This is a genomic window from Paucibacter sp. PLA-PC-4 (assembly GCF_026241155.1).
Classification (GTDB): Bacteria; Pseudomonadota; Gammaproteobacteria; order Burkholderiales; family Burkholderiaceae_C; genus Roseateles_E.
Genome location: NZ_JAPFGP010000031.1, coordinates 1 through 16041, shown reverse-complemented (window position 1 = coordinate 16041; position 16041 = coordinate 1). Strand labels below are relative to the sequence as shown.

The following is a 16041-nucleotide window of genomic DNA, read 5'->3' as shown; positions in this document are numbered from 1 at the left end:
GGGTCTCACTCCTTCGTGTGGATGCTCACCTGTTCGCAGTTTCGCGAAATGCCATGCCCGATTGTCTCGGAGCTGGGGTGACAAATGTTTCATGAACATGTTGAGGGACCGGACTCTTAGCATCCTCTCCGGGCCTGATGAAGGCAGCCGATGATCACGGAGATTCCAGCTTGCAGTTCGCCATTCTTTCCGCCATTCCCACATCTCAGTACGCAGAACAGCTACGAACGATGATCCTTGATGGTCGCTTGCGGGAGGCTGCCGCGTCCGTAGAGGTGATGCTGCTGGAGGACACCCAACCTCGAGCTCCAGGGGAGATTCGCGACCTGGCAGAACTCTGCGGGGACCTGATGCTGGCACTCGACCGCCCTGAGGAGGCGGAAGCGATCTATCGCCAGGCGGTGCTCGCCGCGGCCAGGGCAGACGACCGCGGAGCCACCCGACTCTCCTCATGCAGAGCAACCGGCATGATGAGCCTTCATTCACGCCGCTTGCGCACTGCAGCTAGTTGCTTCCAGAGAATTGCAGGCGACCAGCAGGCATCGCCGCGACGCCGGGTCGATGCACTCTGCGCGCTAGCGAGAGCGCGACATGGGATGGGGCAAGTCGATCGTGCGGTCGCGAGCTTGGACGATGCGGCAAGCCTGGCAGCACAGGAGGATGACAGCCTCCTGCAAGCGCTGGTTACCCTGCTTCGACTGGAAATCAGCGCGCAGCGTCAGTTGCGAGCACACGAAGCTCTGCGCGACCATGTGTTCTGGCACACACAGAACGAATCTTCAAGTTCTACAGCCGCGCTGCCGCCCTTGCAGGCCATCGGCTCATGCCTGCTCGCCTATGGACAACATCGCTTCATCGCCCAAGGGCTGACCCTGTATCGGGACTTGCTGACTGCGGGGCTTGGAGACCTCAACGCTCTGGCAGCGCTACCCGGCCACCTTGCTGCAAGGCGGCGCGCCGGACACGCTGCGCTTGAGCACAGCGCACGCGTCGAGGCCGCGCTCGTGGCGATCACCGCGCGAAACTCGGAGCTTGCACGAGCACTGATCGACCCTCTCCAGAGCAATCCCTGGCCCCGCCGCTGGAACATGGAGACGCTTTATTGCCTATCCAAGCTATCCGCTCTCACCGGGCGCATTGACGACGCCCTCAGGTGGTACCAGAGCTATGCGCTGGAATCGGTACAGTGCGTACGTGCGGAAGTACTGTCCTCCGCGCCCTCATCGACTAGTGCCATCGATTCCTCATCCCGAGTTGATGACGTCGAAATGCAACTGCCGCCCAAATACAGAAGGGCTTACCGCTACATGATCGAGCATCTGGACTGTGCCGGTCTCAGCGTTCGCGAGGTTGCAGATCATCTAGGAGTTTCCGAGCGGGCACTGCAGCTGACCTTCCGCGCCCACTTGGGCCTGACGCCAGCAGAGCTGATGCAGCGCTGTCGGATGGAGCGCATTCGCGACGATCTTCTGCGTGAAGACCAGACCGCGCTTTCAGTGTTCGAAACCGCCGCCCGTTGGGGTATCCGCAATCGCTCAACCCTGGCCAACTCCTATCGGAAGTACTTCCGGGAAACGCCGACACAGACATTGGCGCGCCGCGACACAGCGCTGGCCGCATGAAACCCATCCGCTCCAGAGCACACCTCTCATTGGTGTTCCTCCTATTCGCAATGCGACCGGCGGAGGCAGGCTGGCACTGCGTCGATTGGTCGGGCCGCACCTACCGATCAGCAGAGCCAATTGGCAGTAGCAACGCCTTGCAGTGCATCGCCGACGAGACTACAACCAATGAAATGCTCGCCAAGAATCCAGCCAGCGACAGGAATTCAGCGCCAGCCAGCACAGCAACTAGTGGCATGGGAGTTGCAATGCCGCCCGACTCACTTGTCAGTGAATTCGCAAGAACGCATGGCAAAGGGATGCTTGCCCTAGCTGAGCCATCACCGGTACAAGCAAGCGGGGGCTTGCTGGCACTGGCCTCGGTCGCAAGTGCGGACAATGACCGCGGGGTTCGATTCGATGCATTGATTCACGAGGTAGCCAACCACTTCAGGCACGACGCGGCTCTGATACGCGCCATCGTGCAGGTGGAGTCAGGCTTCAATGCGAATGCAATCTCGCCTGCCGGAGCTATCGGCTTGATGCAAGTCCTGCCGACCACCGCGGCCTGGCTGGGAGTGGCCAATCCAAAGCAGTCCCTGATGGAGCCAGCAACCAATCTCTATGCCGGGGCGCACTATCTGAGACGCTTGATCGACCTCTTCCCAGGACGCCTGGATCTAGCGGTTGCGGCCTATAACGCAGGCCAAGGCGCCGTGCTGAGGCACCGTGGAGTGCCGCCCTACCCAGAAACTCGTCGCTATGTACGCGCGGTGCTTGACCGCTACGAGCGGCTAAGGTCGGAGTCGCGCTGAGCTAAGACCTGGCGGGCAACTCGAGTCCGAAACGCAGACGGCCAGGAACGATCTCTGTGACTTGCAAAGAACCTTGCATTTCGCGAGCGATCTCCTCGCACAACGTTAGCCCGACCCCCGGGGATACCGCTGCTCCCAGACCCCGACTGATATCCAATGAGATCCCAGCGCGATTGCCACGCACACGCACTCGTACGCAAGGAGCACTTCCTCCGCCAATTCTCTCGATCTCCAACAGCAAAATACGCAGCAGCACTGCCAAGCGCTGTATGTCGCAGCTTACCTCTGCAAAGGCATCACCCCGGGGAACCACCGGCGCATGGTCAGCGGACGCAGGAAAACCAATGCCACTCCAGGCGTCCTGCAGCGCCTGCGCCAAGTTGACGGCCATCTGCTGCGGTGCCGATCGGTACGAGAACATTTTGAGCTGACGGGCAAGCCGCGTTGCCTCGTCGACGTTTGCGATGACACCGGCCAGCGCCCGGGCTAGCTCATCCGTCGACATTGACGCAAAGTCGTCCACGCAGCGCTGCAACGAGCTGCATACGCCTCGCACCGGCGCTTCCAACGAGTGATAGATCTGCGACATCAGCCGACCAATAAGGGCAAGGCGCTCGGTGTGTTGGAACTCGGAGCGACGCTCGACGACACGAGCTTCGACTTGGCGCTCCAACATGTTTAACCTGCTCTGAACGCTGACCTGACCACTTTCGACCTGCTCGCGCATCGACCGAGCGCGCCGCAAAAGCACAACAGCCTCCTGATGCCGACCAGTCGCGGCCTGGAGATTTGCAAGCCGTCGGGCGCCCACCAGCCATGCATGACGCCGCCCCAGAGAATCCATGCGACGCAACGAACGCTGCATTGATCGAATCGCACGATCAGAGTCCCCAACGGCGACATACCAGGCGCTGATGGTCATCAGGTAGTGAGCGCGGCGCAGGTCACCGGGCCGAAGCCGACGACAGGCGCTGACGTATCGCGGCACGAGAGCGCGGGCGTCGTCCACGCGCTCAAGTCGCGCTAACGCATAGAGCGAGGCGTCCAACTCAAACCAATCGTCTCTGCACTCGTGCGCGGGCAAGTCTGCCACTGCGCGGCGACGCTCGACAAGCGCCTCCTCTCGAAATCCTTGGCGATCCAGGGCCTCCGCGCGCGCAACCCGAGCTGCGGCCAACACCGCTGCGCACAACGCCGAGGGGGGCCATCCCGGAGTCGAATTCGCTCGTGCGTGGGCTGCGGCGGCGCAGGAAGCCGCAGCGTCGACATCCTCAACGCACTCGAACAAGTGCGTGAGATTGATCAGCAACATGACCTCCATGGCAGCATCTTCCGCCTCCCGTGCCAAGTTCAATCCGCAATGGAGGTGTTTCAACGCCCCTGCATGGTCACCCATGTCAATACACACGGCGCCGCACAGCCATGCAGCAAGCACAGAGCGTCGACGCTCATCGAGCCGGCCGATGAGCTGATCCGTTCCGAGGGCAAGCTCATACGCCCGATCAGACTCACATGCTTGCCACAATGCGCGCCCTACCAACTTGCGCAGCGGCTCGCTGAGGCGAGCATCCCTCGAATCCTCCGCCACCATCGAAAGAGCTCGGCCCAAGCCGGCCAACAAAGGAGCAATGCTGTGGGCATAGCCAGGGTCCGCGAACGCTGGCATCAGGGCTGCCACCGACTCGAAATCTAGCGCGCCGATGTTTGATTTTTCAGGCATGGCGTCGATTGTCACCCTGCAAAGATCGATCTTGCTGGAGTCGCTCGCAAACCCACACAAGGCTTCGCTTTCAAGTGCATCGTCATTTGCGCTGACCTCTACTCTTACGCGCTCATCTACTCTGCGAGATTCGAGCCGCGATGTCCGACGACAAGACCGAAGAGCCTACCGAGCACAAGCTCAAGCAGGCACGCGATGAAGGCAATGTCGTCAAAAGCCAAGACATCGTGGCTGCGGTAACCGCTCTGACGGCGTTCGGGGTATTGCTGATCATGGCGGACGATGCATATGGCCGCCTACGTCGCATCGTATCTTTAGGCATTGACTTCGGGGGCGACGACCTGGACACCGCCGAGATGCTCCGTCGCATGAGCACGATCAGCGTTGAGGCGGTCTATCTGATCGCGCCGATTGTGGTCGCCGCTGCCATCGCTGGACTTACAGGGCTTGCTGTACAGGTAGGACTGAAAGTCACCACAAAGTCGGTTGTTCCCAAGCTTGACGCTATTGACCCAGCACAGGGTGTCAAGAGGATCTTCTCGCTCAAATCCTTGATGTCGTTGGGGCAGTCAATAGTCAAAGCGGTGCTGCTCGGCGTACTGATGTGGCAGGCCATCCTGGCGCTGCTGCCGTTGATCTCAGCCTCAGCTTTCCAGGCCTCCGCGACTTCTGGGGCGATAGCCTGGAGCGCAATCGAGCGTTTTTGTCTGACCGCAATTGGCGTTCTGGCCGTACTGGCGCCGCTGGACTATGCGATCCAGAGGCACTCATTCATTAAGAGCCAGCGCATGAGCAAGGATGAGATCAAGCGCGAATTCAAGAGCCAGGAAGGCGATCCACAAATCAAAGGCCAGCGCCGTCAACTGGCACAGGAACTGGCCATGGAGCCGATTGCACGCAGCGTATCTCGGGCAGACGCGCTGATCGTCAACCCAACTCACTATGCGGTCGGGGTCCGATATCGGGCCGATGAGGCAGGCGTTCCGATTGTTCTATTCAAAGGCATCGACCATCAAGCTCTCGCGCTTCGTCGTGAAGCTGAGGCGCTTGGAGTTCCGGTTTTCTCGCACCCGCCGCTGGCACGTGCACTGCACAAGGTGCCGGTCAACGCACCTATTCCAGAGGAACTCTTCGACAGCGTGGCTGTGATCCTGAGGTGGGTGCGTGAACTCGCCCAAAGCCGAGGTTCCGCAGCAGGACAAGAAGGAGGCATGAAATGAGGGCTAAGAAAATTAGGCTCAGACTTGGCGGGGAAGCAATGATGGTAGTGACCATCATTGCCATTCTGGCCCTGATGGTCTTGCCACTTCCCACCTTCGCCATCGACGCGCTGCTTGCGGTCAATCTGGCCGTCAGTACCCTGCTGCTGATGGTGACGCTGTACATCCCCAATGCAATCAGCCTGACATCGTTTCCGGCCTTGCTGCTCTTCACGACACTGTTCCGGCTTGCACTCAACATTTCGTCAACCAAGCTCATTCTGCTGAACGCGGATGCCGGCCACATCATCGAGTCCTTCGGAAAACTGGTGGTAGGTGGCAACCTGATCGTCGGAATTGTTGTGTTCCTGATCATCACGGTGGTCCAGTTCATCGTCATTGCCAAAGGGTCGGAGCGGGTCGCTGAGGTCGGCGCGCGCTTCACGCTGGATGCAATGCCTGGCAAGCAGATGAGCATTGATGCCGACCTGCGCGCGGGCTTCTTGACCGGGGAGGAGGCGCGAGCCCGCCGCTCCGAGCTGGCAATGGAAAGCCAGCTGCACGGGGGCATGGATGGGGCGATGAAGTTCGTCAAGGGTGATGCAATTGCAGCGCTGATGATCACCGTGATCAATATCGTCGCAGGCATCATCGTCGGCATCCTCTATCACGGAATGCCAGCGGCAGAAGCCGCCAACCGGTTTGCGGTTCTCTCAATCGGCGACGCGATGGTCTCCCAGATTCCATCACTGCTGATCTGCGTCGCAGCGGGCATCATGATCACTCGAGTCGCAGACGAGCACGCCACGCAGCAGCGGTCACTCGGCGAGGAAATCACCCATCAGCTTACTCGCAGCCCCCGAGCTCTTTACCTTGCAGCGGCGTTCCTTTGCGGATTCGCGCTGGTTCCAGGCTTTCCATGGCATGTATTCCTGTTGCTCGCCGCAGGCTTAGCCGCACTCGGCAGGAAGTTGTCACGCAGCGACGGCTCCAAGGGGGGCTCGGGGGCGGGAGGCGGCGCACCGCTGAAGGGCTTGAAGCGCGATGGGGCGAAGACGCCACGTGGAGACGCGCCGGCCATAGAGGAACAAGCCGGCGCGTTCAGCGCACCTTTGGCAGTCACAATGTCTCGAAAGCTCGGGGAAACACTGCGCCCCGATGTCCTCAACGCCGCTTTCGAAGCCGAGCGTGCCACCTTGCAGGAGGAGCTTGGACTGCCATTCCCCGGCATCCGGCTGTGGACCCGTGCTGCACATGAGGAAACTGCCTACGAGGTGCTGGTGCACGACGTGCCGTGCGGTCGTGGTGAACTTGTGCCGGGCCGGCTGATGCTGGTCAGCACCGAACCAGGAGAAGCGCCAGACGGCCACAGCCAAGGAGGGGCGGCTGGTGGCGACACACAGACTTGGTGGGCGCCACCCGGTGTCGCTCCTGAAGATAAGGCCCTGGAAGCAGAGGAGGTAGTGGCACGACATGCGGTGCGTGTGCTGCGTGATCAGGCACATCAGTTCCTCGGCATCCAAGAAGTTCAATGGGTGCTTGAACGAGTAGGGGCAGAGTACCCAGGCCTGGTGGCAGAGTTACACAAGGTCGTACCGCTACAGCGAGCTGCTGAGGTACTGCGTCGGTTGCTCGAGGAGCAGGTGCCCATCCGCAATATGCGCGCCATCTGTGAGTGTCTGGTGGTCTGGGGGCCACGCGAGAAGGACGCACTGATGCTGACCGAGTATGTGCGTATGGAGCTGGGGCGCTTCATTGGCTGGCGAGCGACACAAGGCAGCGGCGCCTTGGCAGCGGTGCTGCTGGATGCTTCGGTGGAGCGCACGGTGCGGGATGCGGTAAAGGCAACACCATCCGGCAACTACCTGGCTCTCCCGCCGGAGCAGGTCAGTGCAATCGCTCAAGGTGTTGCGCGTATCGCCGGCGAGTGCCGCGCAGGCGTGGCGGTGGTGACCTCATCGGACATTCGTCGATATGTGCGAAGAATCGTCGAATCGGAGCAAAGTTGGCTCCAGGTGTACTCGTACCAGGAGTTGGGGCCCCACGTCCGAATCGACCCGCTCGGCCGGGTTGTTATCTGAGAAGCTTTCCCATGAGCACCTCCAAGCCCCATGCGCCGAAGATACATGCACTCGTGGCCCTTCGGCCCGGGCCAGCGGAGGCGCCTGTCGCTACACGCTTGTCCTTTGGCGACCTACTACGCGGCAGATCCAGCAACGGCGAAACAGTCGATCCGGATGGGCCTCATACGAGGCCTGCGCCGCCGCATATATCGGTCTTGGCGGGCCCAGTCGAGGCTCAAATCAATCCTTCGCAAACACCCCCACGGACTTCCTCTGAGGGGTGGACAGAAAGCTCGCGAGGCCGAAATAGTTTCGAGGAGCAGCCGAAAGAGATCTATGAACCCGCGAGCAGGGAACAGCTTCCCTGCGTTGAAAGACCAGATCCGACACCTCGCCTGACGGCACTCTCTTTCAACGCGACGCGAGACCCCATATCAACAATCTCGCGCACTATTGCTGACTTCTGCAACGCCCCAATCGTCGGCGACAGTGAGGGCTGGAGTGTCAGCCTGCGGCTGGACGCAGAACTGCTCCCGGAGACCACGATGCACGTGGGACTTTCGCAGCAGCGACTGCTGCTTCGCTTCCAGACACTTGATCAGGACACGCGGCTCCTACTATCGACACATCAGGATGCGCTGCGCACCCGCCTCTTCGAGGCCGTTCCTCACCTGAGGGACATCGCCATCAACATCCAATAGCCAAGCTGCTGCCGCCGAAATGTCCGGCTTCGCCTCCCTGCACATGTCTACCTCGCCAACGATAGAAGACCTGAGTCATCGCTTGCCGCGATTCTCGGCCACTGCTGCCGCCGCTGCGCGGCTCACGGGTGACACGCGCTTCGATACATGGATTTCAAGCCAACTACAGGCCGGCATCGAAATCTCCCCGGCCCTGGGACCGCTGGCCGGGCCGTTGTACCGGCTGTTTCTGCGATGTTCGCGAGGCGATATCGAACTGATCGTGTCGGCTGGCGATGATCCAGGGCTAGCAATTGCATCGGCGCCGGACCTGACGCAGGCGCAGCGTACTTTGGCCTTGCATGCCCTGCTGGCGCTGCCGTTAGGGCGGTACCTGCCTGACGACGGACCATTTGCCGGCAGCCAAGCCCTTTCGCTTGAACCCGTCGACGCAGCGCAGCGCATACCCGACGCATGGCACTCGGTGCGCGACCTCGACAGGGAATTGACACGTGTCGCGCTAGGAAGCATCTCGCCGAACCTGGCAGATGCATTGAGGGTCCGCGCACCTCATCCGCAGGTCAGCCGATTCTGGCGTGATCGGATGTATGTGCCTGGATGGGTGGAGCTCGCATCGGTTGAGCTGTCACTTGTCACGATGCGAACCCTGAGCCCAGGCGATGTTGTGTTGCTGCCATTGACAGCGGGCGGACTGGACCGCGCGCCAGTTCGTTGGCGATCAGGTCCATCCGGCAATAGGCGGCTTCATGCCAATGCTGCCATTGAAGGTGGCCAACTTAAGTTCACTGGAACATTGATGACGCATGACCCAAAAAGCTTGGCCAACCAAGCGAATTCCCAGCTACCGCAAGAACAGGAACTCGACGCCCTTGAGCAGCTGGAGCTGCCCATAGGTTTTGAAGTGGAGACAAGCGCCATGTCACTGACGGACCTGGAAGCTATTCGACCGGGCTATGTCATCGAGTTTTCACAGCCACTGAGCGCAGCGGGACTGCGATTGGTCTGCGCAGGGCAAGTCATCGGACATGCTGAGCTGGTTGCAGTGGGTGACAGGCTGGGTGCAAGAATTACACGGATGGTAGCGAGCGATGAACACGAACAGCGTCGCTGAGCTGCTGCCGCTGCTCGTTGTCGTCGTTGCGATCGGACTTCTGCCGTTCGTAGCGATGATGGTTACCTGCTATACGAAGATAGTCGTCGTGCTGGGCCTACTGCGCAATGCGCTTGGGGTGCAGCAGGTGCCGCCAAACATGGTAATTAATGGCATCGCCATCATCGTATCGGCATACATCATGGCTCCAATTGCCATGGATACTCTGGATAACATACGTGCCAGGGGCCCCGCAGGATCCACCGCAAGCCAGGTGGAACAGGTGGTCGAGGCCGCACAGGAGCCAGTCAGAAAGTTCCTCGACAAGCATGCACAACCTCGAGAAAAGGCCTTCTTTCTGAAGTCCGCATCGGCCGTCTGGCCCGAGGCACGTGCCAAGGCGCTGAAGTCCGACGACTTGATCGTGCTGGCTCCAGCCTTCACGCTATCGGAGCTAACGGCAGCCTTCAAGATCGGCTTTCTGCTCTACCTTGCATTCGTAGTCGTCGATCTGATCATCGCCAATATCTTGATGGCGATGGGCCTGTCGCAGGTAACGCCGACACAAGTAGCAATTCCGTTCAAGCTACTGCTCTTCGTAGTAATGGATGGGTGGTCGACACTGGTGCATGGACTGGTACTGACTTACCGATGAGGCATAGATGAATACAGACAGTTTCATCCAACTCACTTCCCAGGCGCTGATCCTTTGCCTGACCGTATCGCTGCCCGTGGTCTTGGTGTCCGCAGCGGTTGGCCTGCTCGTCTCATTCGTCCTTGCCATCACGTCGCTGCAGGAACAGAGCATCTCTCAAGGTGCCAAGCTGATCGCGGTGGTGGTGACATTGCTCCTCGCTGCACCTTGGGGTGCCGCCACGGTTCTCAACTTTGCCACCCAGGTCATGCAGCTTGCCCTGCAGTGACGCGACACAGTCCATCGAGAAGGGCTCACTCCTAAGTAGGTAAAGAGATTCCATCCATGCTTCCCGCCAAGCTCCAAGGCCCACCGCAAGTCGCACCTGCGCCAACAACGGCTCACTCGAATGACGTGGCTTCCCCTGTGCCCGCAGCTGCAGCAATGTCGCGTTCTTCCCAGTGGCTGGGCGGCAAGGCGATAACGCCGCGCAGGCCTCCCAGCGCACCGGCGAGGCCGCGCAGACCCGGCGTCGCCTGTGCGGCCACGGGAACGCATGGATCGTCCATTGACGACCTCACCGTTACGCTCCAGCATGCGTCGGCACGGTCCGCACTCGACGCCGTTGCAAGTGCTCGGCAAGGCGACCAGTCGCAAGAAGATGCGGATTGCGAGCACGGCCGTTCAAGAGATGCCTCAGTTTCTGGAGCGCTCAGCGCCGAGCCTGGAGGGCCTTGCGCCGAGCCGCCTGTAGTCCGGTCTCGTCGCACATCGTTGGCCACGACCATTCAGGCAATGCACGACGTTCTTGCGCGCACCTCACACAGTGCGCAGCTGCGGGCAGCCGGCTTACAGAGCACTGAACACTCGGGCTCCGAGTCTAGAAGTACGCGCGGACTGGCAACGGCGTTCTTGCGGCAGCGCCTTGACCTGTTGTTGCGCACTCGCGGGTTTCAGCCGGCCGAGGCCCTCAACTTATCCGAGGTGAAGCAGCATCTCGTGGCGCTAATGAACAGTGCTGTGAAGCCCACCGACAACGAGAATGTTCGGGCATTGCACTTCATGCTGCCGCTGCTGCTCTTGGGCATGTCTCGCGACATGTCCGCAACCCCGGCCCAGGCAGAGATGAAGATTGCGCGCATGACAGCAATGCAGCGGGGCAAGGTGTGAGCAACGGCCCGTACACGGAGATCTCGGATCCCGATCAGGCAAGATTTGTCGACCTTCTGGTGGAACTGTGCGAGCAAATTGACATCATCGATGTGAATTCGGTACTGCAGCGCCGCCAGCTGGTTTATCAGGGCTTCGATGTCATCATCGATCACGTACTGAACGACCCACAAGCGTTGTACATGCAGTTCGACTACGGCATGACGACAGCTGGTCGCACCCTTACCATCTTCCGATTGATGTTGGAGTCCAACTTGTTGGTGTACGCGCAAGATCAGGCACAGCTTGGGCTCGATCCGGACAGTGGGAACTCGCACTTGATCGTTCGTCTTCCGATGACAGACGACATTGACGGCGCCTGGCTAGCTGACACACTCAGGCACTATGCTGAACATGGCCGCTATTGGCGCGAACACCTGCTGCAAGCGCCGGACGAGCTGTACGAGGCGATCTCGAGCGGCAACTATCTCTGGCTGAGGGGATGACCGCGCGCCCCAAAGGGTTTGCGCTGCCCGGCTTATGCTTCTTCCCTCACGCGCAACACAATTGCGTCCCAGATTTCTCACTGCACCGTGCATATGCCTGGCCGGCACTTTTTTCCTCAGCTCCTCGATCAGGACCGCCCCACCCTCTGGCCGCATTCTGGACCTGAGCGCACGCTCCCCGACGAGCTGGAGCAGCAACTGACCCTGGCTGCTCAGGCAGCTACCGGGGCGCCGGCCGCCGCGATCGCCCTTCTCGAGGACACCACCGATCTCGCTCGTCGTTCGGGCGACTCCCAGGTTGTTGCACGTACGCTCCATCGAGCGGCCAGCTTGGCGCGATTGGCCGGCCGAGCAGATCGCGCCTACGCCTACGCCCTCGAGGCGCAACTCCTGTTCGAGCAGGGCGACGATCGCTGGCGCGCCACCCAGATGATGCTTGTGCGCGGGGAAGCGTACCTGGAGATCGGCGAATACGCTCGTGGTAAGAAGGCTGCTCTGGAAGCTGCGGACCGGTGCCGCTTGACCGACGATCGTTCCCAGTTGGCGCGTAGCCTCGCCCAAGCGGCATTGGCCGAATCGCTACTGGGCGAGTCCGACGCCGCTCTGAATCGCATGAAAGAAGCGGCCAGCGTGGCTGCATCATGCAGAGATTCTGCCCTGAACATCGCACTGAACCATATCAAAGCTCGGATCCTTCTGCGTCAGGCTCAGCAGCGCGAACTGGCAGGAGATACGCGTGGCGCGGCCGATGCGCGGGCTGATGCTGTGGCCGTGTTGCCCGACATAGATGCACTCGCGCCGTCAAAATTGGCGGACGATGCTCCCACGATACTGGAGACTGCCGCCATCGCGGCCCTAAGCCGGGGCGACCGGAGCCGCTGCGCACGCGCTGTTCGATGGATGGCGCGGCTGGCTCGCGAGAATGCCGATCCTGTCCTGCGCGGCAGTGCCTGGTGCCTGCTGGCGCAGGCAAGCCCTGCGCCAGCATACCTTCGTCGGATTGCCTGCGCACGCCGGGCCGTCGTCTTGCTCAAGTCCCGCGCCGCACTTCCGAAGCAAATCGGCATTCTCATGATGCTCGCGGACGCGCTTGAGACTGCGGGCGACTGGCGGGCCGCGTACGAGGCGCAGGATCAAGCTTGCCGGCTACAAGCCCGCCAATTTCAAGAGTCGATTGCGCATCGAGCTGACGTGCTTGCTTTAGACCAGCTAGCCGATCAGCGCTTACGGGAGACCGAACGGACTTTGGCTTACGCTCAGCGCCTGTCCAACGTGGGCCACTTGGTTGCTAGCGTCAACCATGAGGTCAACCAACCTATGGCATCTATACGGATGTCAATGGAAACTGCGCTTGCCCTCGTGTCTGCTGGCGAACGCCAAGAGGCACTGGACATACTTCGTCAATCGAGCAAGCTGGGCGCTCGACTGACCGACCTGACAGCGCAGCTCGCGGCCTTTCCCGTGCGCACCGGCGCACAACTGGGGCGCGTGAGCCTGCGCCACGCGATCTCCGAATCCCTTGCTCTACTGGGGTCAAGGCTCTCGCAAGCGCCATGTGAGATTTCCGTCGCGTTTGAAGACCACCACGTGTGGGCCCACGAGGGCCACCTTGTGCGAGTTATCGCGAACCTTGTGAACAATGCACTGGATGTGATGGAGTTGGGCCAGGCTCGACGTATTTTGTTTGACTGCCAAGTCACAGGCAATCGGGTGTCTCTTTCAGTTCAAGACAATGGGCCGGGGCTCTCCCCTGCCGTCGAGAGCCGCCTTTTCGAGCCATTCTTTACGACCAAGGTGGCTGGGCGGGGTCTGGGGCTCGGATTGGCGATGGCGCGAGATGTTCTTCGAGAGATGGACGGAAGCATCAGTGGCCACAATGCAGTTGATGGCGGCGCGCGCTTTACGATCGAGTTGCCGACCGCGCCGCAACCGGCTGCCCCCGAAGTTGACAGTACCCACGCCACAGCACGGCCTCAACTTTGAGAAGGCTGTACCCCCGCCGTTCTCGGATTCGAGAGACTGCGGACCGGTCACACGCCAAAGAGCCTGCATTTGTCGCTGCTGCACGTTCATGCACAATGGCCCGCCTCTTGCTTGATCGGCCCCAAGCACTTCTTTCGCTTGACCCAACCGATGAACATCCCTACGAGCCCATTTCCTACTCCCGAGCGCCTGCGGGTCGCGTTGATCGAGGACGATGAGGCGTTTCGCGCCAGCATGAGGCGATCGCTGGAAATAGCCGGCTACTTCGCCCCGGCCTTCGCAAGTGCCGAGGAGTTTCTGGAAAGCGAGGAGATCGGGCAAGTCTCCATCGTACTCACCGATCTGAAGCTGGCCAAGGCCGATGGGCTCTATGTACTGGATCGCGTCCGCCGCGCGGATGCGGATTTGCCTGTCGTCCTGATGACGGGCCATGGCGACATTCCAACCGCAATCCAGGCTATCCGAGCAGGCGCCTACGACTTCCTGGAGAAGCCGTTTGATCGAGAGAAGTTGCTGGCCGTCATTCAGCGTGGCTGCGAACAGTTTCGCCTGGTGAAGGAGAACCGGCGACTTAAATCGCAACTGGCTGAGTCCTCTGGTATCGATCAAAGGCTCACGGGGGATTCGCCGGCCCTTCGAGAGTTGCGTGACCTGGTGCTGCGTATTGCACCGACACCAGCAGATGTGCTGATCACCGGCGAAACCGGCACTGGCAAAGAGCGAGTTGCCCGTTGCCTTCATGACTACGGTCGGCCTGGGGGGAATTTCGTTGCTGTGAACTGCGCGGCGGTTCCGGAGCACCTGTTCGAGAGCGAATTGTTCGGCCATGAAGCGGGTGCCTTCACCGGCGCAAGCAAGCAGCGCATTGGCAAGATAGAACATGCCAAAAACGGAACGCTGCTTCTCGACGAGATCGAAGCCATGCCCCTGGCGCTGCAGGCCAAGGTACTGCGCGTTCTACAGGAACGAGAGATCGAACGGCTGGGTAGCAACCGCCCCATTCCTGTGGCCTTCCGAGTGGTAGCGGCCTCGAAGGTCAACCTGGCTGAGCACAGCGAAAAGGGTTTGTTTCGCCCCGACCTGTATTACCGCCTGAACGTGGTGTCGTTGCGGGTCCCTCCGCTGCGGGAGCGGCATGGTGACATCATGGTTTTGTTTAGGCTCTTTGTGCAAGAAGCGTGCGAACGCTTCCAGATGAGCGAGCCCCAACTGAGCCAGGAACAGCACGGCGCCCTGCTCACTGCCCGCTGGCCAGGCAATGTGCGGGAACTCAAAGCCTGCGCCGATCGCTTGGTGTTGGGACTGCCGATCTTCGTGGACGGCGAGTCAGCGGCGGATTCACCGCGTTCCTTCGATGAATCCATCGCCGTTATCGAGCGGGCATTACTTGAGGAATCGCTGCGCCGCAACGGGGGGTCAGTGAAGGCATCTTGCGCCGAGCTATCTCTCACGCCGGCAACGCTTTATCGCAAACTCAAAGCCCTGTCCGTGGATCCTTCAGCCTACAAGGCCTGAGAACACTTCGCACCGGCATCGAGAACTTCGGCCTGGTGTTTCTCCTCAAGAGCCACCGTTTCTAAGCTAGCCATTCCAGGGTTTGTGCGGCACACGCAGTTGGCAAGTCCTAGCCGCTACCTGATCGCTTGACTAGAAAGGAAGAACCATGAGCAGAAAGTTCACCGCCGCGCTCGGCATTGCGCTGACCGCATTCACCATGCAGCTAACGATGGCCGCAGATATGGGTACCCAGACCGTAGCCAAGGACAAACTCGATTCAGCACGTCAGTACATCCAAGCACGACAGTGGGACGCGGCATTGAGAGAGCTCAAGCAGGTCGAGGACCGCACCAGCGCAGACTGGAACAACTTGATGGGCTACACGCTGCGTAAGAGCACCACGCCGGATCTGGTTGCATCTGAGCGTTACTACGACGCAGCGCTGCGCATCGACCCGCGCCACCGAAACGCGCTCGAATACTCGGGCGAGTTGTATCTGATGAAGGGCGACCTGCCCCGTGCGCAGTCTCGCCTTGCCACGCTGGCGACCGAGTGTGCCTCCAAGTGCGAGCAGTACACCGAGCTGCTGGAGGCCATCAACCGCTATCAGGCCAATGGCAACAAGTACCTGCCGAAGGGCAATTGGTGAACCTGCGCATGAGCAGGCAGTTGACCGTCGTGTCTGAGGGGATGGCCTTTCAACCGGAAGCCGGCCAACCTGTCTTGCAGGATGTGCACGTATCCAAGCACCTCGCCAGCTAGCAAGCCACGGCCTGGCATACGCAGTGAAGTACAGCGGCCAGTGATCTACCGTGCCGCTGTATTGACCGTGTGACCCCATTGGCAGCCCAGTCTTAGGTTGCACCACCCGGGTTGTAGGTCAGTCGTAGCAGGCGACTCACTGCTTGTCCCGTGATCAGTCCTGAGTCGCGTCGACAAAGGCATGGATTCGGCGTAGGACTTCCTGCACGGAGCGGGTGGCCTCGACGTCCTCGCGCGGCGCGGCGTTGCCGGCTGGCTGCACATCGAACTGCGCCCCCTCCACCGTCATTGCGCGAATGCACCAAGCCGACATTTCGCGAT

15 protein-coding genes are annotated in these 16041 nt (G+C 60.6%); 13 read left to right on the top strand and 2 right to left on the bottom strand.

All coding sequences use genetic code 11. The annotated features are described in order from the left end of the window. The first annotated feature begins 170 nt into the window (after window positions 1-170). Together OOZ63_RS27535 and OOZ63_RS27530 are read left to right on the top strand one after the other, a co-directional pair. Complete coding sequence (locus tag OOZ63_RS27535; RefSeq protein ID WP_266008901.1) at window positions 171-1622, top strand: helix-turn-helix transcriptional regulator; 1452 nt, start codon at window positions 171-173, stop codon at window positions 1620-1622. Next, entirely contained in the window at window positions 1619-2416 is a 798-nt protein-coding gene (locus tag OOZ63_RS27530; RefSeq protein ID WP_266008900.1) for a lytic transglycosylase domain-containing protein, read from the top strand. Before OOZ63_RS27535 ends, OOZ63_RS27530 begins: the two co-directional genes overlap by 4 nt. A 1-nt stretch (window position 2417) precedes the next feature. On the opposite strand, the gene OOZ63_RS27525 is transcribed toward OOZ63_RS27530, so the two are convergent. Beyond that, window positions 2418-4136, bottom strand: coding sequence for a hypothetical protein (locus tag OOZ63_RS27525; protein WP_266008898.1), 1719 nt, complete (start codon window positions 4134-4136; stop codon window positions 2418-2420). 140 nt (window positions 4137-4276) lie between these two features. Here OOZ63_RS27525 and sctU point away from each other — a divergent pair, with 140 nt between their 5' ends. The 6 genes from sctU to sctS are packed head-to-tail and all read left to right on the top strand — an operon-like array spanning window position 4277 to window position 10112. Then, on the top strand, window positions 4277-5356 hold the full coding sequence (gene sctU, locus OOZ63_RS27520; protein ID WP_266008897.1) for a type III secretion system export apparatus subunit SctU: 1080 nt from the start codon (window positions 4277-4279) through the stop codon (window positions 5354-5356). A 41-nt stretch (window positions 5357-5397) separates the two neighbouring features. Then, on the top strand, window positions 5398-7416 hold the full coding sequence (sctV, locus tag OOZ63_RS27515; protein ID WP_266008894.1) for a type III secretion system export apparatus subunit SctV: 2019 nt from the start codon (window positions 5398-5400) through the stop codon (window positions 7414-7416). 11 nt (window positions 7417-7427) lie between these two features. Continuing rightward, window positions 7428-8099 carry a type III secretion system protein SctP gene (gene sctP, locus OOZ63_RS29335; protein ID WP_416234792.1) on the top strand — a complete coding sequence of 224 codons (672 nt, stop codon included), beginning with the start codon at window positions 7428-7430 and terminating at the stop codon, window positions 8097-8099. 19 nt (window positions 8100-8118) lie between these two features. Then, window positions 8119-9210, top strand: coding sequence for a type III secretion system cytoplasmic ring protein SctQ (sctQ, locus tag OOZ63_RS27510; protein ID WP_266008892.1), 1092 nt, complete (start codon window positions 8119-8121; stop codon window positions 9208-9210). Beyond that, window positions 9188-9844: a type III secretion system export apparatus subunit SctR gene (gene sctR, locus OOZ63_RS27505; RefSeq protein WP_266008889.1), complete on the top strand. Its 657-nt coding sequence runs from the start codon at window positions 9188-9190 to the stop codon at window positions 9842-9844. The genes sctQ and sctR overlap by 23 nt, the downstream gene beginning before the upstream one ends. A 7-nt stretch (window positions 9845-9851) precedes the next feature. After that, entirely contained in the window at window positions 9852-10112 is a 261-nt protein-coding gene (gene sctS, locus OOZ63_RS27500) for a type III secretion system export apparatus subunit SctS (protein ID WP_266008888.1), read from the top strand. A 112-nt stretch (window positions 10113-10224) separates the two neighbouring features. On the opposite strand, the gene OOZ63_RS27495 is transcribed toward sctS, so the two are convergent. Next, window positions 10225-10392: a hypothetical protein gene (locus tag OOZ63_RS27495; RefSeq protein ID WP_266008887.1), complete on the bottom strand. Its 168-nt coding sequence runs from the start codon at window positions 10390-10392 to the stop codon at window positions 10225-10227. A 226-nt stretch (window positions 10393-10618) separates the two neighbouring features. Here OOZ63_RS27495 and OOZ63_RS27490 point away from each other — a divergent pair, with 226 nt between their 5' ends. The 5 genes from OOZ63_RS27490 to OOZ63_RS27470 all read left to right on the top strand — a co-directional run bounded on the left by OOZ63_RS27490 (window position 10619) and on the right by OOZ63_RS27470 (window position 15607). Next, the gene (locus OOZ63_RS27490) at window positions 10619-10993 is read left to right on the top strand and encodes a hypothetical protein (protein WP_266008886.1); all 375 of its coding nucleotides are present in this window, start codon (window positions 10619-10621) and stop codon (window positions 10991-10993) included. Further along, window positions 10990-11478: a CesT family type III secretion system chaperone gene (locus OOZ63_RS27485; RefSeq protein WP_266008885.1), complete on the top strand. Its 489-nt coding sequence runs from the start codon at window positions 10990-10992 to the stop codon at window positions 11476-11478. Before OOZ63_RS27490 ends, OOZ63_RS27485 begins: the two co-directional genes overlap by 4 nt. A 93-nt stretch (window positions 11479-11571) precedes the next feature. Continuing rightward, entirely contained in the window at window positions 11572-13461 is a 1890-nt protein-coding gene (locus OOZ63_RS27480; RefSeq protein ID WP_266008884.1) for a sensor histidine kinase, read from the top strand. Window positions 13462-13530: 69 nt separating this feature from the next. Further along, window positions 13531-14976 (top strand): sigma-54-dependent transcriptional regulator, encoded by a 1446-nt coding sequence (locus OOZ63_RS27475; RefSeq protein WP_266008882.1) that lies wholly within the window; start codon window positions 13531-13533, stop codon window positions 14974-14976. A 148-nt stretch (window positions 14977-15124) separates the two neighbouring features. Then, complete coding sequence (locus tag OOZ63_RS27470; protein ID WP_266008881.1) at window positions 15125-15607, top strand: tetratricopeptide repeat protein; 483 nt, start codon at window positions 15125-15127, stop codon at window positions 15605-15607. The last annotated feature ends 434 nt before the right edge of the window (window positions 15608-16041 follow it).

Excerpts from the sequence above, each read along its gene's own strand:
- OOZ63_RS27530 (WP_266008900.1), top strand. The coding sequence starts at position 1,619 with ATGAAACCCATCCGCTCCAGAGCACACCTCTCATTGGTGTTCCTCCTA.
- OOZ63_RS27525 (WP_266008898.1), bottom strand. The coding sequence starts at position 4,136 with ATGCCTGAAAAATCAAACATCGGCGCGCTAGATTTCGAGTCGGTGGCA.
- sctU (WP_266008897.1), top strand. The coding sequence starts at position 4,277 with ATGTCCGACGACAAGACCGAAGAGCCTACCGAGCACAAGCTCAAGCAG.
- sctV (WP_266008894.1), top strand. The coding sequence starts at position 5,398 with ATGGTAGTGACCATCATTGCCATTCTGGCCCTGATGGTCTTGCCACTT.
- sctP (WP_416234792.1), top strand. The coding sequence starts at position 7,428 with ATGAGCACCTCCAAGCCCCATGCGCCGAAGATACATGCACTCGTGGCC.
- sctQ (WP_266008892.1), top strand. The coding sequence starts at position 8,119 with ATGTCCGGCTTCGCCTCCCTGCACATGTCTACCTCGCCAACGATAGAA.
- sctR (WP_266008889.1), top strand. The coding sequence starts at position 9,188 with ATGAACACGAACAGCGTCGCTGAGCTGCTGCCGCTGCTCGTTGTCGTC.
- sctS (WP_266008888.1), top strand. The coding sequence starts at position 9,852 with ATGAATACAGACAGTTTCATCCAACTCACTTCCCAGGCGCTGATCCTT.
- OOZ63_RS27495 (WP_266008887.1), bottom strand. The coding sequence starts at position 10,392 with ATGGACGATCCATGCGTTCCCGTGGCCGCACAGGCGACGCCGGGTCTG.
- OOZ63_RS27490 (WP_266008886.1), top strand. The coding sequence starts at position 10,619 with ATGCACGACGTTCTTGCGCGCACCTCACACAGTGCGCAGCTGCGGGCA.
- OOZ63_RS27480 (WP_266008884.1), top strand. The coding sequence starts at position 11,572 with ATGCCTGGCCGGCACTTTTTTCCTCAGCTCCTCGATCAGGACCGCCCC.
- OOZ63_RS27470 (WP_266008881.1), top strand. The coding sequence starts at position 15,125 with ATGAGCAGAAAGTTCACCGCCGCGCTCGGCATTGCGCTGACCGCATTC.